The organism is Dehalococcoidia bacterium (genome assembly GCA_021295915.1).
GTDB lineage: Bacteria > Chloroflexota > Dehalococcoidia > Lucifugimonadales > UBA1123 > VXRN01.
On sequence record JAGWBK010000018.1, the window covers coordinates 1 to 24328 of the forward strand.

Annotated in this window: 22 protein-coding genes and 2 tRNA genes; 11 read left to right on the forward strand and 13 right to left on the reverse strand. The window is 57.2% G+C overall.

Features of this window, described 5'->3' with window-relative positions:
- The 3 genes from J4G14_07005 to J4G14_07015 all read right to left on the reverse strand — a co-directional run.
- On the reverse strand, nt 1–1157 hold a 1157-nt coding region (locus tag J4G14_07005), incomplete at its 3' end, for a cation transporter (protein ID MCE2457549.1).
- Between the two features lie 254 nt (nt 1158–1411).
- Nucleotides 1412–1615 carry a hypothetical protein gene (locus J4G14_07010; GenBank protein MCE2457550.1) on the reverse strand — a complete coding sequence of 68 codons (204 nt, stop codon included), beginning with the start codon at nt 1613–1615 and terminating at the stop codon, nt 1412–1414.
- Nucleotides 1616–1856: 241 nt separating this feature from the next.
- Nucleotides 1857–2558, reverse strand: coding sequence for an ABC transporter ATP-binding protein (locus J4G14_07015; GenBank protein MCE2457551.1), 702 nt, complete (start codon nt 2556–2558; stop codon nt 1857–1859).
- 210 nt (nt 2559–2768) lie between these two features.
- Between J4G14_07015 and J4G14_07020 the strand changes: the two genes are divergently transcribed.
- From J4G14_07020 to J4G14_07035, 4 genes are read left to right on the forward strand one after another with little or no spacing between them, the layout of a single operon-like run.
- On the forward strand, nt 2769–3140 hold the full coding sequence (locus J4G14_07020; protein ID MCE2457552.1) for a nuclear transport factor 2 family protein: 372 nt from the start codon (nt 2769–2771) through the stop codon (nt 3138–3140).
- Nucleotides 3141–3182: 42 nt separating this feature from the next.
- Nucleotides 3183–4586, forward strand: a complete 1404-nt coding sequence (locus J4G14_07025; GenBank protein ID MCE2457553.1) for a DUF1800 domain-containing protein — start codon at nt 3183–3185, stop codon at nt 4584–4586.
- Between the two features lie 23 nt (nt 4587–4609).
- Nucleotides 4610–5740, forward strand: coding sequence for a DUF1501 domain-containing protein (locus J4G14_07030; protein ID MCE2457554.1), 1131 nt, complete (start codon nt 4610–4612; stop codon nt 5738–5740).
- A 38-nt stretch (nt 5741–5778) separates the two neighbouring features.
- Complete coding sequence (locus J4G14_07035) at nt 5779–6819, forward strand: NHL repeat-containing protein (GenBank protein ID MCE2457555.1); 1041 nt, start codon at nt 5779–5781, stop codon at nt 6817–6819.
- Nucleotides 6820–6915: 96 nt separating this feature from the next.
- Here the strand turns inward: J4G14_07035 and J4G14_07040 are convergent, their stop codons facing one another.
- Nucleotides 6916–7773, reverse strand: a complete 858-nt coding sequence (locus tag J4G14_07040; protein ID MCE2457556.1) for an SMP-30/gluconolactonase/LRE family protein — start codon at nt 7771–7773, stop codon at nt 6916–6918.
- A gap of 286 nt (nt 7774–8059) precedes the next feature.
- On the opposite strand from J4G14_07040, the gene J4G14_07045 reads away from it, so the two are divergent.
- Both J4G14_07045 and J4G14_07050 read left to right on the forward strand, forming a co-directional pair.
- On the forward strand, nt 8060–8758 hold the full coding sequence (locus J4G14_07045) for a metal ABC transporter ATP-binding protein (GenBank protein ID MCE2457557.1): 699 nt from the start codon (nt 8060–8062) through the stop codon (nt 8756–8758).
- Nucleotides 8742–9608 (forward strand): metal ABC transporter permease, encoded by an 867-nt coding sequence (locus tag J4G14_07050; GenBank protein MCE2457558.1) that lies wholly within the window; start codon nt 8742–8744, stop codon nt 9606–9608. Before J4G14_07045 ends, J4G14_07050 begins: the two co-directional genes overlap by 17 nt.
- 63 nt (nt 9609–9671) lie before the next feature.
- Here the strand turns inward: J4G14_07050 and J4G14_07055 are convergent.
- Nucleotides 9672–9747, reverse strand: a tRNA-Glu gene (locus J4G14_07055).
- A 43-nt stretch (nt 9748–9790) separates the two neighbouring features.
- A tRNA-Gln gene (locus J4G14_07060) sits at nt 9791–9864 on the reverse strand.
- A 230-nt stretch (nt 9865–10094) separates the two neighbouring features.
- Between J4G14_07060 and J4G14_07065 the strand changes: the two genes are divergently transcribed.
- From J4G14_07065 to J4G14_07075, 3 genes are all read left to right on the forward strand, one after another.
- Entirely contained in the window at nt 10095–11789 is a 1695-nt protein-coding gene (locus tag J4G14_07065; protein ID MCE2457559.1) for a thiamine pyrophosphate-binding protein, read from the forward strand.
- A gap of 7 nt (nt 11790–11796) precedes the next feature.
- A complete protein-coding gene (locus tag J4G14_07070; GenBank protein ID MCE2457560.1) occupies nt 11797–12351 on the forward strand; it encodes a hypothetical protein in 555 nt (184 codons plus the stop codon).
- Between the two features lie 115 nt (nt 12352–12466).
- Nucleotides 12467–13354 (forward strand): DUF350 domain-containing protein, encoded by an 888-nt coding sequence (locus tag J4G14_07075; protein ID MCE2457561.1) that lies wholly within the window; start codon nt 12467–12469, stop codon nt 13352–13354.
- On the opposite strand, the gene J4G14_07080 is transcribed toward J4G14_07075, so the two are convergent.
- The 7 genes from J4G14_07080 to J4G14_07110 form a co-directional block, all read right to left on the reverse strand.
- Nucleotides 13351–14121 (reverse strand): hypothetical protein, encoded by a 771-nt coding sequence (locus J4G14_07080; protein MCE2457562.1) that lies wholly within the window; start codon nt 14119–14121, stop codon nt 13351–13353. The genes J4G14_07075 and J4G14_07080 overlap by 4 nt on opposite strands.
- A gap of 78 nt (nt 14122–14199) precedes the next feature.
- On the reverse strand, nt 14200–17136 hold the full coding sequence (locus J4G14_07085; protein MCE2457563.1) for a hypothetical protein: 2937 nt from the start codon (nt 17134–17136) through the stop codon (nt 14200–14202).
- Between the two features lie 98 nt (nt 17137–17234).
- Entirely contained in the window at nt 17235–18503 is a 1269-nt protein-coding gene (locus J4G14_07090) for an AMP-binding protein (GenBank protein ID MCE2457564.1), read from the reverse strand.
- Nucleotides 18484–19794: a DUF3326 domain-containing protein gene (locus tag J4G14_07095; GenBank protein ID MCE2457565.1), complete on the reverse strand. Its 1311-nt coding sequence runs from the start codon at nt 19792–19794 to the stop codon at nt 18484–18486. Before J4G14_07095 ends, J4G14_07090 begins: the two co-directional genes overlap by 20 nt.
- On the reverse strand, nt 19781–20980 hold the full coding sequence (locus J4G14_07100) for a hypothetical protein (protein MCE2457566.1): 1200 nt from the start codon (nt 20978–20980) through the stop codon (nt 19781–19783). Before J4G14_07100 ends, J4G14_07095 begins: the two co-directional genes overlap by 14 nt.
- A gap of 4 nt (nt 20981–20984) precedes the next feature.
- Nucleotides 20985–21770 carry a hypothetical protein gene (locus J4G14_07105; GenBank protein ID MCE2457567.1) on the reverse strand — a complete coding sequence of 262 codons (786 nt, stop codon included), beginning with the start codon at nt 21768–21770 and terminating at the stop codon, nt 20985–20987.
- A complete protein-coding gene (locus J4G14_07110) occupies nt 21767–23173 on the reverse strand; it encodes a hypothetical protein (GenBank protein ID MCE2457568.1) in 1407 nt (468 codons plus the stop codon). Before J4G14_07110 ends, J4G14_07105 begins: the two co-directional genes overlap by 4 nt.
- Nucleotides 23174–23601: 428 nt before the next feature.
- Between J4G14_07110 and J4G14_07115 the strand changes: the two genes are divergently transcribed.
- Nucleotides 23602–23994, forward strand: coding sequence for a TlpA family protein disulfide reductase (locus tag J4G14_07115; GenBank protein ID MCE2457569.1), 393 nt, complete (start codon nt 23602–23604; stop codon nt 23992–23994).
- Nucleotides 23995–24143: 149 nt separating this feature from the next.
- Nucleotides 24144–24284: a 50S ribosomal protein L34 gene (gene rpmH, locus J4G14_07120; protein ID MCE2457570.1), complete on the forward strand. Its 141-nt coding sequence runs from the start codon at nt 24144–24146 to the stop codon at nt 24282–24284.
- Nucleotides 24285–24328: the final 44 nt, after the last annotated feature.

Genomic DNA, 24328 nt, shown 5'->3' on the forward strand with positions numbered 1-24328 from the left:
GCTGCAGAAGGACGACTGGTGAACTCTAGGTGACCCACGTGGTGGTCTTCTCTGCAATTGGCCACCGACTGCTCGACCTGGATGGTAACGTGGTCTATGCCGTATTTATCGTGTGTTATGCCCTGAATTCGCTCCAGGATCTTATTTATCTGTGGGCCACTGAAGGTGGGATCAACCAGGACGTGGGCTGTAAAGGCCTCGCTTCCTGATGTGATGGTCCAGACGTGTACGTCATGAATAATCGTTACGCCCTCAACTTCTTCGATGTCGCTGCAGAGGCTGTAGACGTCTATATGCCTTGGCACACCTTCCAAGAGTACCTGGAGCACCGTAGCCATCAGGTGTCGGCTGCTCCACACGATAAGACCGGCGATTAGAACGCTGAGGATAGGGTCGACAACGTACCATTCAAGCGTCATAACAAAAATGGCTGATATGACGACGCCCACCGATCCCATAAGGTCCGCCAGTACGTGCTGGAATGCCCCTTCGACATTCATGCTGTGCTGCGACGATCGGTGGAGAATCCACGCAACGATTAAGTTGATAATCAGACCGCCTATGCCCACGAGAAGTACCGGAAGGCCGTTAATCTCGACTTCTTCCGTAAAGGTTCTGTGGTAGGCCTCGAATAGAATCCAGCCCGCAATAAGCCACAGTGCAAACGTGTTGGCCAGAGCTGCCAGGACCTCAGCACGCTGGTAGCCAAAAGTCCTTTCGATAGACGCTTCCTTTTCCGCAATCCACATGGCTACCAAAGCCATGACGATGGCGGCCGCGTCTGTGAGCATGTGACCGGCGTCCGCAATCAGCGCCAGGCTGCCGGATAGAACGCCACCCACCACCTCAGCCACCATGTAAGTGGAGATGAGGGTGAGCGCAACTAACAGGCTGCGGCGACTGGTGAGTCTCAGCTCGTGGGCGTGGTCGTGCCCGCCGTGGTCATGCCCCTCATGGTCATCATGTGAGCTGTGATCGTGCCCATCGTGGTCGTCATGGGAGTCGTGATCATGCCCCTCATGGTCATCATGTGAGCCGTGACCGTGCCCATCGTGGTCGTCATGGGAGTCGTCGTCCCCATGATGACCGTGGTGGTCGTGTTCGTCGTGGTGATCGTGCTGGCCCTCAGGTCGGCCGGACGGACTCGAACCCTGCATATCAGACCCTCGGTGTGCTGAACTCTTTCAAATTCCCATTTCGACGTTACTTGACCTGCCGCGTTTTGCACAAGTCATAGAATAGTCTAATTCCCCATAAAAAAGTCCCGCCGACCTGTGTGATATCGGCGGGACGCTGTCGACTTTGGGCGGGAAAGCCACCTGATTTCAACGTAGCTGGCAATGACTACAGGCTTGTCAGCCAGTTCCTAAAATATGCGGCTTGCCTTGCAAGTCCGACTGGCAATTTCGGCCTAGTGCTCGTCCGCGTGGTGCTCGTGGTCGTCGCACTCGTGTTCATCGTGCACATGAGCGTGGTGCTCGTGGTCGTCGCACTCGTGAGCGTCGTGGACGTGTCTAGGCTCGTCGCCGTGGTGTTCGTGCTCGTCGCACTCATGCTGATCATGCTCGTGAGCGTGGTGCTCGTGTCCGTCGCACTCGTGAATGTCGTGTGGCATCGCTACCTCCGTGTGACACCTAAACTTGGTTGGTATGACGTACTCACAATTCTTGCAGAAATGGGGGGAAATAGCAAGCATTTGAGGAAATTTGCACGAATTGTCGTGATATGGGGTCTCAGATCGGGGAAAACACCGATACTGAGTTTCAATTACGTGATCAGAGGGAATCGGTCTGTAATGCCCGGGACCAACCTGTAGGCATCAACACGCCCCATATACAAATGAGACTAATTCTCAGCTACCAGCGAAGCTGCGAGAGAGGAGTCTTGCCCCCTTGGGGTGGACCGTCGCTGATAATACGCCCGCTGCTCATCTCAACCACGCGGTCGGCTATGCGTGAAATCTCCCTGTTGTGGGTTACCACCAGGACGGCGCGTTCGTCAGATGCCTGCTGGATCAGCAGTTCCAGGATCTGGGCGCCCGTTCTGAAATCGAGCTCGCCCGTGGGCTCGTCAGCCAACAGAACTGGATTGCCGGTGGCGAGAGCCCTGGCGATGGCGACCCGCTGCTGCTCGCCGCCAGACAACTCGTGGGGAAAGTGCGATGTCCTGTCGCCCAGGCCAACAGAATCGAGCACGGACTGGGCAGAAATGACCCCTCGCTTTCCCGCGACGTCCATACCAAATTCAACGTTCTCCAGGGCGGTTAGACCCGGAAACAGATTAAAACTTTGGAATATGAAGCTCACGGTCTCTCGTCTGAGAGCGAACAGCTCAGAGCGTGACGAATGCGTGATGTCGCGTCCACCGACAGAGACGCTGCCGTCAGTGGGGGTGTCGAGGGCTCCTATGATATTCAGCAGTGTGGTCTTGCCGCTGCCGGATGGCCCGAGGACAACCACGAACTCGCCATCGGCAACGTGAAGATCGACACCGTCGAGCGCCCGTACTTCTACCGGGCCGATTTGGTAGTGTTTCGAAACCCCAGTGAGATCAATCATTGCTCAATGCCCCCGCCGACTGGTGAGCCTGAAACTGCCCAAATGGGCGCCTCAAGTAATTTATCACACACCACTAGGAACGGCGTCTGGCGATCAGCGTTTCCTGGCAGAAGTTACTTCTACTATTGCACGCCCGATTCGTTGACTGAATTCAACTCCCTTGTTACAGTCGCCTGAGCAGCACAGCTACACTTACAATTGGAGAGCATGATGACTCAGACACAGGATCTTACGAAGACAATTCAGGACTTGGAATCCCAACGTCTCGTCGCAATGGTGGATAAGGACGTTGACACCTTGGGACGGATTCTAGCCGACGATCTCACCTATGTGCATACCTCGGCGGCGTTGGATACCAAAGAGAGCTTTGTGAGCGGTATCGGCTCAGGGAGACTCAACTACGAGTTGATCACCCCAACTCCCAGCACAGTCCGAACGTACGCCAACTCCGCAGTCGTCCGAGGCGGCGCCCACGTCCACGTGAATGGAAACCACTTCTCGCTTGAGTACACGGTGGTCTATGTAAACAACGACGGCGACTGGCAGATGACGGCTTGGCATGCCACCAGGGTGCCCGAATAGGCCGTTTTCGACGACACAGCAACTGGACGGAGACGAGCGAACATGGCAACCACTAATCTGTCCCTGGTAGCCCACCTTATGCGTCGTGCTGGATTCGGAGCGACTCGGGACGATCTCGAGCAGTTGGCTGAACAGAGCTACGAAGAGCTCGTGGAAGACTTGCTTCACCCGGAACGCTTCCCCGAAGTCGCTGATGACATTGCCATCCGGTACTGGCTCGAGTTGAACAACCCGGACTCGGTGGAGCCCTGGAACACACACTGGCTATATCGGATGGTCAATACCGAGCGGCCCCTCGAAGAGAAGATGGCGCTGTTCTGGCACCACGTGTTCGCGACCTCTGTGGGCAAGAGTGAGCACGGCCCCTCTTCCAGGACACAGATCGAACTGTTCAGGCGAAACGCCGTCTCCGACATGCGCACCATTCTGGTGGACTTGGCTAAAGATCCGGCAATGATTCACTGGCTGGACAACTCCGAGAATCACAGGGACCAGCCTAACGAGAACTGGGGACGTGAGCTCCTCGAACTCTTCTCCATGGGAGTGGGAAACTACTCTGAAGAAGACATCAAGATGGCGTCCCGCGCATTCACTGGCTGGACGTTCATTCAGCCCATCCCGCTCGATCCGTATGGGCGCTACCCGTCGGAGTTCGTCTACAGGGAGGACGACCACGACGATAGTGAGAAGACGTTCCTCGGCCACACCGGCAGGTTCAATGGCGAGGACATAATCGATATTGTCGTGAACCAGCCAGCGACTGCCCGTTTCATTGCTCGACACCTGTACAACTTCTTCGTTGCTGACGAACCACAGGTGCCATCATGGAACGACATTCCGCCGCGAGACCCAGAGGCAGTCGAGGCACTCTGCGACGCCTATTTTGAGTCCGACGGTGATATTAGGGTCGTGCTTCGAGTTCTCTTCAATTCGGACTTCTTCAAGGAAGCGCGCTTCGCCAAGGTGAAGAGCCCCACAGAACTGGTTGCTGGGACGATAAAGCTGGCTGGAAAACATGCCTTTCCCGAACCAACTCTTCATGCCGCACCAGCAGCGACCAGCCTGATGGGTCAGCATCTCATGACACCTCCAACCGTGGAGGGCTGGCACACAGGTCGCGAGTGGATAGACTGCGGCACTCTCGCCGAGCGCGTTAACTTTGCTGTCAATGAGCTTGGCGACCAGACCCTTCCGGGCATCCAGGCGATTATCGACAGGCTCGCGTCCGAAGGGGGACCGCTCACTCCGGAAGAGTTCGTGGATCACACATTGGACCTCGTTGGCCCCATGACAGTGGAAAGCCATACTAGAGAGGCGCTCCTGGACTACGCCAACTCGGGCGGCAACCTCAGTTTCGACACCCATCCTGACCGTGAAGAGAGTTCCGCACGAGTGACAAGGATGGTCCAATTCATCGTGGCATCGGTGGAGTATCAGTTCGGCTAGTCCGAGCGGGAGGAAATCCAGCAATGGAAGTAAATGGTAAGCCCACGGTCTTTGTAGTCGTTCAACTCACGGGCGGTAACGACTTCATGAACACGGTGATTCCATACTCGAATGACATCTACTACGACTCGAGACCCGTGATTGGAATCCCGCAGGAGCAGGTCCTCCCTATCAATAACTACCTGGGCTTCAATCCCCACTTCGCGCCGGTCAAAGAGCTGTACGACGAGGGCAGCGTCGCGATCGTACAGGGTGTCGGCTATCCCGACTCGAGCCGTTCACACTTCAGAGGAATGGACATCTGGCAGACGGCCGAGCCCGACCGGATTGGCACCGAGGGCTGGCTCGGTCAGGTCGTGGCCGAAATGGACACCAACAAGGAGAACCCGCTGACTTGCGTGAACATTGGACGAGGGCTTCCGCGTGCAATGAGCAAGTCAGGAGTGCCGATCACATCGGTCGGCGATCTGGATAACTACGGCATGATGAGCGGTATCACCGAGGAGGCCGAGCGCAGGCAGGCACTGGATATCTTCGCGAAGATGTACGGCCCGGCTGTGGGTACCGGACTGGTAAGGGAGTACGTCGCCCAGACCGGCATGGACGTACTCCGAGGCGCCGACGTACTGAAGAGAGCTCCCGAAATCTACTCTTCCAGCGTCGAGTACGCGGACAATCCGATATCTAATTCTCTCAGGGATGCCGCGAGGGTCCATCTGGCTGACTTGGGCACTAGGGTCATCTACACCCAGCACGGCGGTTATGACACTCACGCGAACGAGGTCCCAAACCATCCGAGGCTTCTGAGCGAGCTCTCGGGGGCCATCATGGACTTCTTCCAGGACATCCGAGACCACAATGCCTCTGAAAACGTCGTGATGCTGGTATTCACCGAGTTCGGACGCCGCATCAGGGACAACGGCAGCGGCTGCGACCACGGCGCAGGCGGAGGCTCTTTCGTGATTGGAGATAGGGTAAAGGGCGGCCTATATGCCGAGTATCCGTCACTCGACATCGACAAGCAGACCGACGGTGACATGGCCCACACGTACGACTTCCGCGGTCTGTACACCACGCTGCTCGAAGAGTGGATGGGCGTCGAGGCGGCCCCAATCGTTAAAGGGCAGTACGAGAAGATTCCGATTTTTGCCTAGTGTGCCGCTGTGTCAGCGCTGTAAGGATGAGGTGAGAAATGGGTAGGCCATACGCGCTCCTCAGGGTAGGATTCAGCTACGACCGGACGCTTGGTATGAGGCGTCTGACCAACACACCTGTCGATCTAGCTGTCGACAGGGAAGGGGATCTCCACATCTTGTGTCGCGGGGGCATCTCTTTTATCAGGCGATTGTCTCAGGAAGACGAAGACCTCGGAGCGATCAATCTTGGAGCCGGTGGTGCAGCCCAGATAGGGGGCACGTACTCGGTAAACTCCAGGTTCGTTTGGCCCGCATCGATGATCATGGACAGTGAAGAAAACCTCTGGGTTTCCGACGAGGGCACGAACCAGATAACGGTCATAAACAAGCGGGGTGAGATTCAGGCTCAGTGGGGCGAAGCAGGAAGTGGTGAAGGGCAGTTCAACAGGCAGTCAGGCATTGCGCTCGACCCTGATGAGAACGTGTACGTCTCCGACACCCAGAATCACCGGATCCAGAAGTTCACCAGGGACGGCGAGTTCCTGATGGAGTTCGGCTGCCAAGGCCACGGTGACGGCGAGTTCAATATGCCTTGGGGAATCCACGTCGATGAGATCGGCGATGTGTATGTCGCCGACTGGCGGAATGACCGCATCCAGAAGTTCACAGCCGATGGTGAGTTCGTTTTCAAGATCGGTAAGTCCGGCGATGGGGAGGGTGAATTCAACCGTCCCTCGGGTGTTACTGTCGACAAGGACGGCGATATATACGTCTCTGACTGGGCAAACAACCGAGTGCAACTGTTCAGGCCGGACGGAGTCTTCGTTGAACTCTTCCGTGGAGACGCCACGCTGTCGAAGCAGGCCCACCACTACATGAAGTCCAACGTGAAGGCGCTCCGACTGCGTGAGATGACCTCGCTTGAACCCCAAAAGCGGATTCGATGGCCGGTCTCTGTGAGAGTTGACGGCTGCTCCATGTACATCGCCGACTACGGCTCCGACCGGATTCAGATCTACGAGAAGGAAGCGTATCCTTTGGAGCCTCACGAGATCTCCGAGGTACAGCGTTCACCGACGCTCTACACCCAGTTCTGATTCCTGCCCGTCATTCCGGCGAAGGCCGGAATCCAGGATGCGCTCGATCACCGAGCAATTTGGCGGAGAGCTGTGAACCTGCTGCCCTGAGCCGGACTAAATGCCGATCCTCGAATAGTAGTCCGGCACACCCCTCATGCCCAGATTCAACCTGAACAGGGCACCCGCCCCAGGCCCCTCTTCGGCCTTGTTGTCTCCACCTATGGTAGTGACGTACATCTCGTCCATGTCGTCCCCGCCAAAGGTGACGCTGGAGACCTTTTTGGCCGGGAATGTGATTGACCTCTCCTCCACGCCGTCCGGCGTGTACCTGAAGAGCGCCGAGCCATCGACGCGGGCGGACCACACATAGCCCTCGGCGTCCACGGTCATCCCGTCAGGAATGCCTCCGTCTTCGGGTGTCTCGACAAACACACGCCGGTCAGATATCTCGCTCGTGTGCTCGTCGTAATCGAAGATGTAGATCTTCCTGGCGTAGGAGTCGGTGTAGTACATCTGCTTCCGGTCCGGCGTGAAACCCAGACCGTTTGACAGGCCGATTCCGTCCAGAACCACAGTCAGACTCCCGTCGGGGTCGAGACGGTACAGCTTTGCCGGCTCCGTGTCAGTGGGCATGGTGCCGCAGAATACGCTCCCTCGCGGGTCAGCTATCACGTCGTTGAAGCGGGTGTCTCGCTCCTCAGGGATCTCGTCCACAATGTAGCTGAGCTCACCTTCTTTCAGGATGGCGATAGATCCCCGGTCCATGAAGAGCAGCAGCGAACCGTCTTCCTGGATCGTGAATCCGCCGATTACTCTGCCCTGGTGGAACTGCTCGTGTTTGCCGGACACCGGATCGTAACGAAAGATCCGGCCCTGAGGAATATCGACCCAATATAGAAGGCTCTCGGTCTGGTGCCAGAGAGGACCCTCGCCTACATGGTTGTTGTAGTCTGCGATCAGTTCAGGTTCCACTACAGTCCTCCCTCCCGTTAGCTACAGCCTTCCCCTAGTGAGACTCAGTATATATCAATGTTCTGGTAAGCAAATGACAGACTGCACTCTTCATGATATTATGTCGCAATAAGAAAACATCACACAGTTCCCGACATGCAACGACTGAAAGCGGGTCAAAGCGATGCAATCAACAACACAGACACCTGCGACAGAGTCTAGTGGTCACGGCACGGATAGCATTCCATCCGGTGTGGCTCCACTGTCAGCCCAGGGAGTTACCGTTTACAGAGGCGGAGTCTTGGTCTTGGACGATGTGACCTTTTCCGCAGGACCCAACTGCCTGATGGGTGTAGTGGGTCCAAATGGCGCCGGAAAGAGCACACTCTTTAACGCAATTGTTGGTCTGCTGAAGGTGGACGAGGGAGAGGTGCTAATTCACGGCACACCTGTCGACGACGCTCGGGAACACATTGCCTACGTTCCGCAGCACGAAAACGTCAACTGGCGCGTGCCCATGAGCGTCTGGGACGTTGTTATGCAGGGTAGGACCAAGAATATCGGATGGCTGCGCAGGCCCAAACTTGCAGACCGTTGGCTTGTCGAGGAAGCGCTGGAACAGGTGGGGATGATTGATAGAAGGACGGCTCTCGTCAGCAACCTGTCCGGCGGTCAGCGCCAGCGGGTGTTTGTTGCACGGGCTCTCGCCCAGGGGGCGGACGTTCTACTTCTTGACGAAGCCTTCAGCGGAGTTGATATTGCGTCGCAAGAAGCGCTTGTCACTGTTCTGCACGAGCTCCGGGATCAGGGGCGAACGATTCTGCTGTCCTCACATGACATCGGCCACGTCGCTCACTACTGTGACGAATGCCTGTGCATTAACTGCCGGGTCTGCGCGTGCGGCGCCCCCGAGGACGTACTTACGCCCGATCTGTTGATGGAGATGTACGGCCCACACGGTGTGGGGTCAATTCACGGAAAGGCTCTCGATGGACATCGTCACTGAAGCAATTCTGGGCCCATTCCAATATGGCTTCATGGTGCGGGCGCTTCTGGTTTCCGTGCTGGTAGGCATAATGTGCCCGATTCTCGGGGCCTATGTTGTCGTCAGGGGACTCGGCTTCATGACAGATGGCTTGGCCCATTCCCTCCTGCCTGGCCTGGTAGTCGCTGCGCTGGTGGTATCGGTCATCTCTTCGTCATGGCTAATTCTCGTACCGAACGCCATTGCGTTCGCCCTGATCATAGGTTTTCTGTCCAAGAGGACTGGCCTGAGTGAAGACACCTCCATTGGCATACTCTTCGCTGGGCTGTTTGCCCTGGGTCTGACACTACTGACGGCGGCCCGCGGGCTGAATGTCAGTCTGGAATCTGTGCTTCTGGGTCAGGTGCTCGGGGTTTCGCGGAGCGACGTCATGATCACGGGCGTGTTGGCTGTGGTGGTAATTGTCCTATTGTTAGCCCTTCACAAAGAGATGGTCTTCTCCACATTCGACCCTTTGGGGGCTTCCGTAATGGGACTTCCGACACAGGTGCTGGATTACCTTCTGCTGGTCCTCCTGGCCGTGGTGATCCTCATCGCATTGCAGGCCGTGGGAATCGTACTTGTGATCTCGATGTTGATAACACCTGCGGCCGCAGCCCAGCTACTCACGCAGAGGTTTACACTGGCCATGCTCGTCGGCGCCGGGATCGGGACGGCTTCAGCGATCATCGGATTGTACCTGTCATTCCACTACAACCTCGCATCTGGCCCCGTAATGGCATTGTCGGCGACTGCATTCTTCGTAGTCGCGTTGGCCCTGAAACAGGGCACAGCACACATTGGCGGACGCATGGCGCGATCTCACGCGTAAACGGAGTGACCGGGATCCGAGCGGCGTTATACGTCACAGGATGTGAAACGCCTTTTGGGGGAGTGGTAGCGCGTACGGGACTCGAACCCGTGTCTCCACCTTGAGAGGGTGGTGTCCTAGGCCGCTAGACGAACGCGCCACGTTTGAGAAGACTCTGGAATGACCTCAAGGCGGCTTTGGTCTGGCTGGGGATAGAGGATTCGAACCTCTGCTTACAGATCCAGAGTCTGTCGTCCTACCACTAGACGAATCCCCAGCGACGGTCGCCCTATGGCTCTTCCGACACACGAAATTATATCAATCCCCCAATGAATTGCAAAAGCCCTCGTGTCGACGAGATCGCCAACGTTCCTTTCGGAGCGCGGGCGTCCCGCCCGCATTCGTCTTTCCCGAGCCTCATGTCAGGTCTCTCACATCCATTGGCAAACTTGGGCGGCGTCTATAAAATAGCCCCGTCCCTAGTCCTGAAGAGTATCGGAGCTTTACATGACCGCATCGCGGATGATTAGTGGCAGCGATCTAATTTCGAGGGCCCTCAAGCTGGAGGGAGTGAGTACCGTTTTCACCCTCGCCGGCGACCATATCCTGCCGGTGCTCGACGTGATGGCCGACCAGGACTTCCGGTTCATCGACACAAGACACGAACAGGCGGCCGTCCACATGGCGGACGCGTGGGGCAGGATCACCGGACAGCCTGGCGTCGCCATGTACACGACCCCTGGGTTTGCCAACGCCATTCCAGGCCTCACCAACGCCATGCACTCTGACAGCCCACTGCTCTCCATTAGCGGCTGCGCCGAGCTACTGGAGCTCGGGCGAGGTGCGATGCAGGAGATCGACCAGATAGGTATGGCCCAGCCTGTTACAAAGGGCTCCTGGATGGTTACGGATGCCCGTCGTATCCCAGACATGATTGCAACGGCGCTTCGCGTTGCCTACGAGGGGCGGCGAGGTCCGGTCCACCTGACAATTCCGGTGGACATTCAGCAGCAGCTTGTTCCTGAAGAAGACGTGGCCTTTTACAATCCAGGTGAGTACCGCGACATCGGCGCGCCGGCGGCCTCATCTGAAAAGGTGCGGGAGGCAGTCGACATACTGCACTCTGCCGAGAGGCCACTGATCATTGTCGGTAGCGCGGGCGCCTACGCTCGCTCCGGCGAGACCCTGGAAGCGCTCATTGAGACCACCAGGATTCCGCTCATGACTGAGGGGGACGCGCGCGGGCTTGTATCGGACGCTCACCCTTACTGCTACGGTTTCTTCGACTCCGGCCTCAATCGCGCTGCAAGGCTGTTGCGCGAGGCGGACGCCGTTGTACTCATGGGTCGCAAGCAGGACCTGATTGTCGGTTATGCGATGCCACCCACCGTTGCCGCTGACGCGAAAGTAATTCAGATAGACCCGTCTGCAGCAGAGATTGCCAGGAATCGCGGCGTCTCTGTTGGCATTCATGGTGACGTTGAAGCAGTGGCTCGGCAGATGGCAGATGAAGCCGTTAAGCGCGAGTGGCGCGACCTTCCATGGCTCTCCAGGCTGGCGGAGGAAAGGGACGCGCAACAGAGGGACCTCGAGGAATTGGCCGTAAGTGAGTCGCCTATGCACGCGACATTCGTACACAAGGCGGTGAGGTATCATGTTGGCCCTGAAGACATAGTCTCCTACGACGGCGGCGACTTCTGCCACTTCGGGAGGGCCTACTCGTCGGCGCTATCACCAAAGACTTGGTGGTATCTACCCCCGCTAGGGATGCTCGGACAGGCCCTGCCGACTGCGATAGCCGCCAAGGCGGCGTATCCTGAACGCAAGGTCTTCATGTTTACAGGTGACGGCGCCTTCGGTTTCAATGCAATGGAGTACGACACCGCCGTTCGGCATAACCTGCCTATCGTCGGCGTCATGGGGAACGACTCAGCGTGGGGCATCGACAGGCAGATCCAGGTAGGTGTCTATGGCAAAACTGTTGCCACTGACCTACTGCCCTCCAGGTACGACCAGGTGGTCCGTGGCCTCGGAGGACACGGTGAGCTGATCGAGCATCCTGACGAACTCGACTCTGCCATCGAGCGCGCGATAAGACTGGACAGGCCTGCACTTCTCAACGTTCGTATTCAGAACGCGATCAGCCCAAGGGCTCAGGCCGCAATCAATCGTTGGATGAGCCACACACCCCAGCCAATCTAGGAAAATTATGCTCAGATCTCTTTTCGGCAAGGGACGAAAGAAGCAGTCGGAGGACGTACCGTCCGATGATTCGATTCGGTCCGCGAAGATTGGCGACGTCCTGTTCGTCCCCGGCCTATGGGAGACCGGCGAAGACGCCTATCTGATAGTCGAACGAATAACGAAGCTCGAATCGGCTTATGGGGAATCTCACGAGCTTTCAGTAGTAGATGGTGAGCGTAGAGCCACCGTCGAGTGGTCGGATCAGGACGGGCTGCACATCTCGGCTGTCCTTCAGGACAGGCCTATGGGCCTCTCGGCTGTCGGACTCGACTACGATACCCTTGTGGAGTGGGACGAGCACAAGTCGTTAGAAAACTGTTTTGAGCACGACGGCTATACCTACTACTATAGGAACAGCTACGAAGTGCGTTACAGCGAGGACGAGGGTTTCTGGCTGTGGGAATTCGTCAGAGAAGATGAAGAGGGCGGAGTGTCGGTGGTCAAGTTTGAGGGCCAGCCTTTCGAGGTTTACGTCGCCACTTACATTTCACCCCATGTCTTGACCGTCTATCACAAGTAGTCTCTGCTCCCTATCCGTCATGCCGGCGAAGGCCGGAATCTAGAGTGGAGTTCAGTGCGGTGTACCACATCAACCGGGCAATTGGGCAGTCCCTAAGTGAAACAAAAGGCGAGCGATGATAGAAGCATTCGTTGACGTGTTCGAACAGATTCCCAGGGGCCTGGTCTACGTGGTAATGGGCGTGATCGTGCTCGCCATCGCCAGGTTGGTGCAGGATTTCATCACTCCGTACAAGATCCAGGAGCAGTTGAACCAGAAGGACAACATCGCGCTGGCCACAAGCATCGCGGGCTACTACCTGGGTGTGATTATCGTGTTCCTGGGAGGGCTGTATCAGCCGTTCCTGGTCGTCGCGGACAACAGCCTTGGTTTCACAGCCGAGTACTGGCAGGACGTCGGTCTCGTGTTCGTCTACTCGATCGCAGGCATAATCGTGCTGAACATCGCACGCATAATCGTTGACAAGCTGGTGCTGCATGATTTCAGCACAGAAGATGAGATCATAAACGATCAAAACGCTGGAACCGGGGCAGTGGAGTTCGCCGTCTACGTTGCCGTTGGCCTGGTAATCGCGGGCGCGATTTCAGGCGAGAGCGGTGGTCCTGAGACAGCGCTGGTATTCCTGGTGCTCGGCTTGGTCGCTCTGATCGTTTACACGTTGATCTACGAGTGGACCACTTCATTCAACATTCACGAGCAAATCGAGGCGGACAACGTCGCAGTTGGAGTCGCCCTCGCCGGTAATCTCGTAGCGATCGGAATCGTGGTATTCAAGGCAGTATTCGGCGAGTTCGTAGGTTGGACTGAAAGCATCGCGGGGTTTATTACCTACGCAGTCGTCGGGTTCATCCTGCTCTACGCCGTGAGGTTCGTAGTGGACAAGGTGCTGTTCCCGAAAGTGAAGCTCGCTGACGAGCTTGCGGTAGACCGGAACCTTGGCGCCGCCTTCATAGAGAGCGCGGCACTGATTAGCGTTAGCCTGATCCTGTTTTTTGCGATCTAGCCGCGCCTGACGAGCCTGATAGACCCGCCCCCGCCGGTGAATCCGGAGCTGGAGCGCCCGAAAGCGCTTGAGCGTGAACTGCTTCCCCAACTCGATCGCACGCCCGTGCCGCTTGACCTGAAGTTTCCAGTAGTACGCTGGGAATTCTGGTACGACTGTCTTGAGGAGCTTACGTTCTTCGACGCCTGGTCGTAGCTCGAACCAGCAAACGACTTCTGCTTGTTGAAGTAGCTTGTGTTCTTCGATACCTGGTTGCGGTAGCTACTCGAGTTCCTGTAGTTGGACCGGTTCCGGCTGATGGTGTCGTAGCGAGAAATGGGCGTGTAGTAGCCGTACGGTCCGAAGCTGCTCAGGATCATGTACGTGAACAGGAAGTTCCCAGCCCCGAATCCGTGGTGGTAGTAGCCATTGGCACCGTAACCACGCATCTCATGTTGGTCGTTGTCCTTGACGATTGAGAACAGTCGATCGTCGATGCCGTCCTCGATCTCCTTGGACTTGTTCAGGTCTTCCCAAGCTTCGAGATTTGTCCTGCTTCCATCCTGCTCGACCCGGATCAGGACGATACCGTCACCCTCGTAGATTTCGTTGACACGCTTCTCAAACTCCGTGGGGCTGTTGGAGTCCTTGAAAGCCTCCTGCACTTCGTCCAGGTTGATGCGGCCTGCTGCCCCGTCTGTCGCGGCCCAGTCTTCGTAAGTTGGCCCGGAGTCACACGCGGCAGCCACCGGGGCCGCCAGAAGTGAGACTCCTGCCAGCATGGCCATGGATGATCTTGTACGTCTGCTCTTGTTCAATCTTGGTCCCTTCGTGAGGTCCTGCAAATGTACTCTACAGACAGTCTATCACCGAAGCAGCGCTTCCAGTTCATCAGGCAGCTGCTCAACGTGATTGTCGCCCATCCGACTGCTGCCCGCAATGTCCGCACTGTTGAGCAGCGTTCTCATGGCCTGGTCCTCGACCTGTGCCCAGAACTCGGCCCTCGTGCTGCCGATCTCTTCGGCAAGCTCAGTGACAGCGGCATGTCGAGAACGAGCTCCAACCGCGAGGGTAGTCGCCATGTCGCCAAGGTGCGACAGGCGCGTGGGCCAAAGTTCATCTGCTGCATTGAGCCGGCATTCGGCGACTGCCAGAGAAAACCTCTTTGACCCGAGGCGGTCTCGATGCACCGATAAGCGCCTTTGCACCTCTACCTCTAGTTCCCGTCTCACGTCGCTTGGTGTCCAAGTCTCGAAGGCTCCAATGTCTATTCGATAGCTGTGCCACAGGCCGTCGGACGCAATAGCAAATCGCGTTTCATACTTGATCCGATGGTCATCCAGTTCCCTGGTCCTGCGCGCGACCCACCCGGTGACCATACTCCCTGCCAGGGCCTGCGACTGAAACGAGTCCATCATGCGAATACGCTCCGCATAATGCGCTCGCGACTCGCTTTCCACAACTGCCTCATACTCAGCCAGTGCGCGGGAAGTGACATCTCTCTGAGATTCAACGTCGACTTGTACCAGCCTCAGGGTTCTGCTTACCTCAGGCCCTTCGACCCTACCGCAGGGTGCCCTCTCCATTCTGAACAAGTCGCTCTGGCGACTGGAGAACGCAAGTGTTGCGTCGTTGATGTACACGGCCATCTTTGTTGTCCCGAATGATCCCTGTCGCGCAGTCCTTCCCCTCATCTGACGCTCCACCCTGACAGATTCAGGGAGAGACGTAATCAGCACAAAGAGTCCCAGACCCAGGGGCATGCGCTCTTCTCCCTGGCATTCCGCATGGAGTGGACGGGCTGCGACAATGCACTCGTAGCCTGAAGCTCTGACCTGGACTTCGCGGTCCTCAAGCCCGTGGAGGGCTTGTTTCAGGGCCTCCGCCTCGTCGTGTGAGGAACACTCAAAGACCGGAGACCTTCCGCGCCCGAGGACTTGACCGGCCCATGTGACGGCTGTTTCCAGGATCGCCGCGTCGACACAGTCTTCCACGACGAAGTCGGAGCCACGCCCGGCCATGCCAGTTGAGACTGTGACCGCTCCGTATTCGCCGCCACGGACCACGATCTCAGACTCTAGCTCGGCCTTCTCTGCGTTGAGAAGCTGGTGAGGGATAGAATGTTCAGTAAGAGCGTAGCTGAGTGCGTCGGAGTCCCTGACGCTTCCCGTCGTGACGAGAACAGGACGCCCAAGGCCGTGCCAGTAGTCCACCTGCTCCACGATCGACGCAAGGTGCTCGTCCTTGTCAAAGTACACCACTGTGTCGAGGTCGACTCGCTTCGAGACGACCTCCGGTGGAACCCTGACGGTCGCAACCCCGTAGTCACCAGCAAAGGTGTCTTCTGCCTCCATGGCAGTGCCGGTCAGCCCGCAGATGGTCTCATAGTTCGACATCAGCGCCCTGATCGAAGTGCGCGCCTTCGTTTCAGATTGCCCCAGTCGGTCAAGACCTTCCTTGGACTCTAGTGCTTCGTGAAGTCCGTGCATGTAGCGGTGAGACACCATTGGTCGCCCGTCTAGTCTGTCGATGAGAGTAATTCCGTTCTCGGCTAGCACGTAGTCACTTCCGGCTTCGTGGATGACCCTGGCCCTCAGGGCTTGGACGACCCCGAATGCATCGAGCGGACTGTCAACCCTGGCGAACACCTCATCCCAGCCGAGTTCCGTGAGACGAAGGGTGGACCTGCCTGTATCTATGGCAAAGATCAGTTCCTTCTCGAGTGGGCTGCCTTCGTACTCATCATTCAACCGTGACACGTCACTGGAGACGCGCCGCGTGGAGACCCCAAGTCGGTCCAGTTCCGACACGAGTCTGGAAGTGAGTCCACCGGCCAGGAGAATAGTCGCGAGAGTCTCTGACTGAGATTCCCCTCCTGACAGTGCCTTGTATAGCTCGTCGATATGCGCTGTCTGCCCACCCAGCAGTTCCGAGGCAATCGCCTCGTGGTTCGCTCCTTGCTCAGCATCAGAGACCCTTTCGCCTGAGATGATCAGTGGTGTTCTCGCCTGATCGATGAGCAGGTGGTCCGCCTCATCGGCGATGGCGACATCGAAAACCGGGTTGACCCTGTGGTCGAACGACGCAGCCACGTTATCCCTCAAGTAGTCGAAGCCGACTTCCCTCGCCGTAGTGAAGACAATCTGGGCTGCGTACTGGAACTGCCGTTCCCGGCGGTCCATTCCTTCGATTACAAGCCCGACTGTCAGTCCCAGAGACTCCAGGACCGGAGCGAGGAGGTCGCAGTCACGAGTCGCCAGATAGTCATTGGCCGTAAGTATGTGAACGTTCCGAGCTGACGCAGCAAGAACAGCGGCAGCAATCGTAGAGGCAAGGGTCTTACCCTCCCCAGCGTCCATCTCCACAATCACCCCATTCAGCAGTAGCGTAGCCGCGGTGAGCTGCTGCTCAGTGGGAGCGAACCTGAGGCAGTCCGCGTCGTCTGCGTCCTCTAATAGCTTGTAGAATTCTGCAGGCAGCCTTACCTCTGACGGGTACTCCGTCGTCAATCTCCTCAGGAGGTCAGCGAGTGCCAAGGCAGCTTGCTGCTGGGATTCTTCTGTGTTGCCTGTATACGTGTCTTGCTCAGGTTTTCTAAGGGCAGAGTCGGCCCTCTGCCTGATTGGCCTGATGGCCCCATCCAGTTCACCAGTATCAAGGGTAACTGCACGCCAGATGCCTAGGCGCCTTTGAACTGCGGTGTCTACCGCGCCAAGTGCATTGGCGACCTGCTCGCCGTCGCGACTCTCTGAGAGGCCACTCGCTGCTGAATGCAGAAAGGTCTCGAGCTCCGTGTCCGACATCGAATCGCATCCGGCACTCCTCGACCGGCGCGCCAGGTCCACGGCCTCTTGCAGGCCGATCTTGGACTCAGAAGTTCGAGGGCGTGTACGCGATAGGCTCAATTTGATTCCCGGAGATCTATGAGCACATCTGACTTGCGGGTCGCGAGTAGGACTGGGAGTGGCCGAAATTCAAAACGGACTTCCAAGAATCCACTTGAGCACAGGAATTCAATGTCGGTGTGTTCGGCAAGCACCGAATGGCGCATCGAATCCACTCTGTCGATGTTTGCTTCGGAAAGCCGCAGCGTCACCACTTCCGTTCGTCCTTCGTTGGTAAGCACTACTTGAAGAGGGCCTTCCATTCCGGCGGCGTTGAGCGAAGTGAGCAAGCCGCCGTGGTGAATCTTCGACCCGAGTATAGAGGCGAATGGCTCCGAGCGTCCGAGTATGTCCACCCGCGGGTCTTCGAGCCCACAGGCGCAACGTTCCTCACGAAGCCGGACAAGGTCTCCCACGCGATACCGCAACAGCGGCAGCCCTCGCTGCTCCAGTGTCGTGACAATCAACTCACCCACGCTGCCCTGACTCCCACTTGTATCGAGTTCGAGTAAGTGACGGGAGGACATGAGGTGTACCCCGTCATGAGCACTGCATTCAATACCGATGGCTGAGGCCTCACTGGTGCCGTAGTACGAGTGCACCTCTGCACCGAATCCCTCGGCGATCCTCGTGCGGGTCTTTTCTGTCATCCCCTCTCCGATGTAGATGACCCTGCTAATGGATCCGAATGGGATAGCCGATCCATCTTCCAGCAGCCTCTGGATGATTGATGGCACGCTGATCATTACGTTCGGCTGAAGTCTCTTCAGCAAGGGCAACGTCTCTTCAAAGTCCACGCCTGTGCTCACACAATACGACTCTGCTGTGCCCAGCAGCTCGCAGGCCCAGGGGAACGACACCATTACCGCAGCCGGATCTGTGTCCACGCAGGCGACCCTGTCTCTCTGACTCACGCCTGCGATTGCGAGGAGCTTCGCAAGGAATTCATGCTCAGCAAGGTTGTCTTCGTGAGTAATGAACCGGATCTTTCTGCCGCCAGCAGTTCCAGAAGATGTCTCCGTGTCGACAATCGAGTCAACCGAGCTCAAGGCCTCTGTACTCAACGATTGGACGTCTCCAGACTCCAATGTCGGCAATTGATGAAGAAGTTCCAGTGGATCGCCGGCTAGTATCTCGTCTCTTGGGATTCCCTCAGCGTCAAACATACGGCGATAAGTCGGGAAACCATCAACGCAGTAGAGCATCATCTCGCGCAACGCTTCGCACTCAGCACTCTCTGGAGTGGCGAGTTCCCGCAGGGTCGCCTTAGCGCGACTGGTGGTCATTTGATCGGACCCGCATTGTCTCCATCGGACGTCTCATCGAGTCAGGATCAATGCCCGCCTTCAGTGCGGAGATAATGCCCGCTGCCTCCCAGTAGTTGTCAGCCGAGTAGAACTGTCCGGGTTGCCAGGGCAGGGCGGCGAGATCATTTCTCATCAGGTTTCGATTCTCCCTGACTTCGATCACCGGTATGCCCTGATGCAGCGCTGCCAACGTTGGAAGTCCCAGGCATCCCTCAGGGATGACGAGGCATGACACGTCCTCGGCCGTGAGGACGTCGGACCGCCCGAAATGCGATTCATCGGTCACTATGCGCGGAGATCGCTGGAGCCCTTTCAACACCGACTGGAAGAAGGTGATTGAAATCACTTCAGCAGCCATGCGGGAGTCCACGATACCGGGGTCCACAGCGGCGATGTCGTCAGATTCCATCATCGGCGCATGAGCCGTCGGTACGTCGATGATCGACGAGACAGCATGCGTCAGAAGTGCCTCGACTCCACCCCATGGGTTCACCATTTCACCGCCGCTCGTGAAATAGTCGAAGTGGTAGTGTTGTGGCACTTCGACCACAGACGCGACAGCAACCGCGTCATACGCACCCTTCCTGCTGATTAGGAGGTCGATCAGCCCCTCGAACCCTTCCACTGAACCGGACGCCCTCCCGGTCTGAGTGTATCCCCCGACCAGGCTCAATGCAGGTTCTATCCTTTCGATCCCGGCACAGTTCAATCCGTAGGTGGCCCTCGCTGCGTTGATGGCATTCACCGTGTAGGCTGCATAGCGCTCAGCGTGAGAGGCGTCCATTGCGACCAGAACGCGGTTTGCGCGTGCGGGTCTCAGACCCACGGTGCCCATGAGCATTCGGGCAAGTACGCTGCCCTCCACGTAGAGTCCATTCACCGGAAGTTCGTTTATGTCAGAAGCGTTAACAACGTTCGGGTGTGTTATCAGGGTGTCAGCAACCTGTGCGAGGGCGATTGCTGCTGGAGTTGCATCCCCAGCGTGGCCTCCGATTTCAGCGCCGACTCCGGTTGGCACCACCATGACGACATTGAAGCCCTCTTGAGCCTCAAATTCGCGCTTGCGAAAGTCAAAGAGCGGGGCCGAAGAGTGAGGAAGATCTCCACAGATCACGCCCAATTCGCAGTCCCAGCCGGTGCTCCCGGATTTCGTGACCGCGAAACGGACTGGGACGTCGCCCTTGGGCAAGGCTCCCGAGACCTCATCCCCGATCAATTTGAAGTCGAGCTTCTTGGGGGCGACGGTCGCAGCGCGTTCAAGCAGACGCAACTGCCGCCATCCCGTTTCTCAATGCAAAGTCCCTGTACTCATACGACGCCGACAGTTCGAATGAGCCATCATCACGCAATATGTAACTTGAAGGAGTTGGTATTCCGTTGAACGGCGCCGCTCTGGATTGGCTGTAAGATCCAGCATCCATGATTGCTACTCGTTCACCTACATGGACTGGCTCACGGAAGCTGTACTCGCCGAACACATCCCCGGCGAGGCACGACCTTCCAGCCAGAATTGTTGCCACCCGGCCGCCCTCTGAGGGGCCCGCCACCGAAGGGGCGAACTCGTACTCGAACACCTCCGGCATATGACTTGTGGTCGTGTCGATGACTGCGACACTCTTACCGTCGCTCTCGAATACGTCCAGGACCTCCGTGATCAGCATCCCTGCCTGCTGGACGAGGCCCGTTCCGGGCTCGATGAACACAGTTACGCCGAACCGCTCGGAAAGGAACTTCGTAGCCCTCTCCAGGGGTCTGACATCGACCTCGGGGCTTAGGTAGTACCCTCCGCCGAGATTGACCCATGAAATGTGTTCGAGCTTGCTCAGAGGGCCCTCCAGTATTTCTACCGTGGCTTCGAGCTGACCCAGGTCTTCTGATTCGCAGTTGCTGTGTATGTGGATACCCTCGACTATCTGAGCATGCATCGAACTGTCGATGAGCCCAAGGAAGTCCGAAAGAGGTACGCCGAGCTTGGAATACGGTCGGCAGGGGTCATATCGTTCGTCGGCAGCGAATCCCATCTCGGGGTTTACTCTCAGTCCGATCGACGCAGTTCCATGACCCAGTGTCGCTGCCAGTTCAAGCTGGCTGAACGAATTCAACGAAACATAGTCGGCCGTCGCCAGGACATCAGCAAGTTCATCGTGTGAAAACGCCGGTGAGTAACAGTGAATGGATTGGTGGGTCGATGCGACCCCGCCAGCAAGTCTTGCCTCGAAGATGGAACTCGTTCCGAAGCCGTCGACGTACGGCGAAAGTACGTCCAGTACCCCGGCCAGCCCACAGGGCTTGAGTGTGTACAGGAGCTTACAGCCGGCATTCGAGGCGACGGAGGAGGCGTGGGAGGCCGTGCTGCGCAGGACGGCCTCAGAATACACGTATGCCGGTGTCTCAGGCACACACAACGCAGCCTGCGCCTCCGCTGAAATCAGTTCATCGGTTCCACGGTCGTCCATGGCATCAATTTAACACAGACGCGTCTATCCCAGTGTCCAGACGGATGACCGGCTGCACACGACTGAAGTACGGTGTAACTGCCATCGTCCCGGCTGGTGACTCTTCGATGTGAAACGTGTGATGGTTTAGATCGTATAGACTAGGCCCTGTTCTCGATCCGAGCACGCCAAGTTCGTTTTGAATAAGCAGGTCGACGTAGCGCTTGCCCTCCAGCATGGCATCGCTCAGCACAGTAACGACTCCTGTAACAGAGTCTGGGAGTGTCTGAAGATGCAACCTTGATGACAGCGCTACCAGCAAGTCGGGTGCGAATGTGCTGTGCAATTCTGGCATTCGGTCAGTCGCATCCTCAGTTATCAGGTGCGCCCGAACTCCCATGCGGACTAAGACGGAGCACACTTCCGCTCCAAAATGACGGCGTTTACTCTCAACCACAACCAGCGCGCTTGAGCCGCGAGTCTCGTCCGGCAACGCTCGGCTGAGCGCCTCGCACATTAGGTCGACCCTGACTTGCGCCTCTGCCGGACCTTCCGCCATTGGAACTCGGTTGGGGAACTGCCCCAGCCATGGTCCAGGTATCCACTCGATTCCCCCAGGATCGGCTACAACAGAGTCGAATGTCTGAGCGCGGTACTCTTCGACTGAGGCGAACGGAAGAGTCTCAAAGTCGTCAATTGTGCAAACAGGCCGTTCTCCCAGTTTTTCACGCCAGAATCGGGTATTGCGTGAGGCGGCAACGGCCTCCGACAGGAGCTGAACGTAATTGCTGGGTCTGGCCAACCTTGTCATCTGTCAGGCTGCAGCCGGATGACGGCAAGGCCCATTTCATGCCACTCGTCCTCGAACAGGTTGTACCTGTCCACCAGGTGGGTGTAAGAGGCCATTACCATCTCGGCTGCAAATGGCTCACATTCCATGAACTCTGTGCCCACCGGCCCTTCGAGTCTCCACTGGGGGTCAGCATCGAATGTCAGGCACCGTGGCTCAGCCAGATCTCTGTACATGCTGGTCAGAGAGTCAAAGTGAGCATGAGACCTATAGGGCAGGGGAGTGACAAGGAACTCCGAGGTAAGCGCAAGACCCAGCTCGTTATCGAACACCTGCACTAGGTCGATCTCTGGAATGAAATTCTCCATCGCGTAGCACAGGTCCAGTGCCAGGTCATCCGGCGCTCGATGATAGTAGAACTTCTCGGGATAGGTCCCCATCATCGTGGTGATAGGCTTAGGACGCTCATCATTCAGAACGTCCTCTGTCTCCGCTCCGTACGTGAATAGGAAGGGGATGTTTCCATTAGTCGCGTCAACGAGAATGTGCTCGTCGTCAACCACAAATTCCAGTGCCATGTGCTGCCAGAACCGCATAGCTGGTGCCGCCCCTCGGAAGTCGAACGTGTCCAGGATGTGCCTGAGGTGGTCGACGGGAACTGGGCCAGGAGTGTCAGGTCCCACCAGCACGTAGTGGGACTCGAAGCCGAAATGGTCGGTTACGAACTTCAGCGCCTGCACCTTCTCCGAACAGATTGCGCCTCGCCCTTCGATAATGTGAGCCAGCGCCTCATCCCCCGTCTTGTAGCGAAGCTTATCACCAGTGAAACGTGAGTAGTTTTCGAATGGTGCGTCCCAGATTGCTCTGGCAATTGCCTCTAGAAACTTGACCCGGGCAACGTAGTCACCGAGCCCCAGGACTTCGTCGTACTCTTCCCCGTGGAACTGCCTTATGGAAGTCTCTACGAAATATTCGAAGTGTGACGCCGAACGCTCCCACCTGCGCTGATTGAAACCCTGCCAGTTGCGGCTATATCCCGTCTCACTGCGGTCTATCGTGATGTCAATCAGGCCGACTTCGGTCCCGCGTACCGTAGCTACTGAACGGGGGGGCACCTCCTGCGGTGACAGTTCACGTACGTCTGACCTGAAGACTGTGCCCGGCGCGAGGGACAGGAGCACACCTTGGCTGTTAGTCATGTGGGATACGTCCTGGATACTCATCAGGGTTGACGCGGAGCCAGGAAGAATCATGCCGCCGTCAGCGAGGAGCATGGGGTCTACGTCCGTTAGATACGCAGGAACCAACTCTGCGAGGGAGCAGCCGATGTCCGAGTCGGCGATCCGCAGTGTGCACGACCTGCCGGTCAGGTGGTCGTTCCACCTGAGCAATGTGGGCCGGTTGTCATGCATTTCAGGTGGCACGGCTGGGAGTCACTTCCTGTAGCGTAGGCAACGTGTTCGGATGATAGCGAGGCATTTTCATGCAATCAAGGACGTTGCGAGGTGGTGTCGTTCGTGGCGAGCTTCCTGATTTCCGCTATAATCCTGCTATGTCGTACCTACTGCAATGTGCATCCTACCGGCGAGTCTTAACGGCTTCCCTCGCCCTGATACTGATTCTTGTAATCGCATCCTGCGGCCAGCCTAGCGCTGCCCCGCTCCCGGCCGATACGCCAACAGCAATTCCTCAACCTCCCACGGCCACACCGGAGCCGACTCCAGTACCTCCTTCGCCGACGCCCGAGCCCACGGCCGTTCCTCGTCCCACTGTAACGGCCACTCCGGCTCCGACTCCCAGGGTCATCAGGTCCCGGGGTCAGACCGAGTTCAGGCCGGCCCCCGACTTTGAAATGGAGACCTTCGATGGAGGCACACTTCGCCTTTCCGATCTGGAAGGCAAGGTGGTTGTGTTGAACTTCTGGGCCTCCTGGTGCCCCCCATGTCGCTGGGAGATGCCTTTCTTCGAAACAATGTGGAACGAGTACCGGGACAGGGACGTGGTGTTCGTGGGCGTGGCGATGTCGGATACCCTCGAAGACGCGCAGGGCTTCGCTGAAGAGGCCGGTGTCACGTATCCGATCGGGTTGGATCAGACTAATGACATAGTTCGAGCATACGAAGTCCGTTCGCTCCCGACTACATTCTTCATAGACAAGGAAGGGCAGATTCAACGCCGTCTGACCAGTGCGGCCAACGAGGCCCTTCTAAAGGTCTTCTTGAGAGGACAACTCCCCAGGGAATAAGTTCCAGAGACCGTTTGGTGACTCGACTCCGATCGCCCAGATTGCCGCAAGTTTAGTCGGGGTCATCTCATGCCTATTCGGTCGTCTGCCCAAATTGACACCAATTTCCGCCGATCACTATAATTCGTTGGATTTAAGGTTGAATTAATATGCCAAAAAGAACGTACCAACCTCGCAACAGACGCCGTGCCCGAGTGCACGGATTTAGGTCCAGGATGCGAACCAAGTCCGGCCGCAACGTCCTCAAGCGGAGGATGTTCAAGGGCCGTCACAAGTTGACGGTTTTGTAGGACTCCATTCCATGCCGACTCTGACCGAACACTCTGCATCCGCC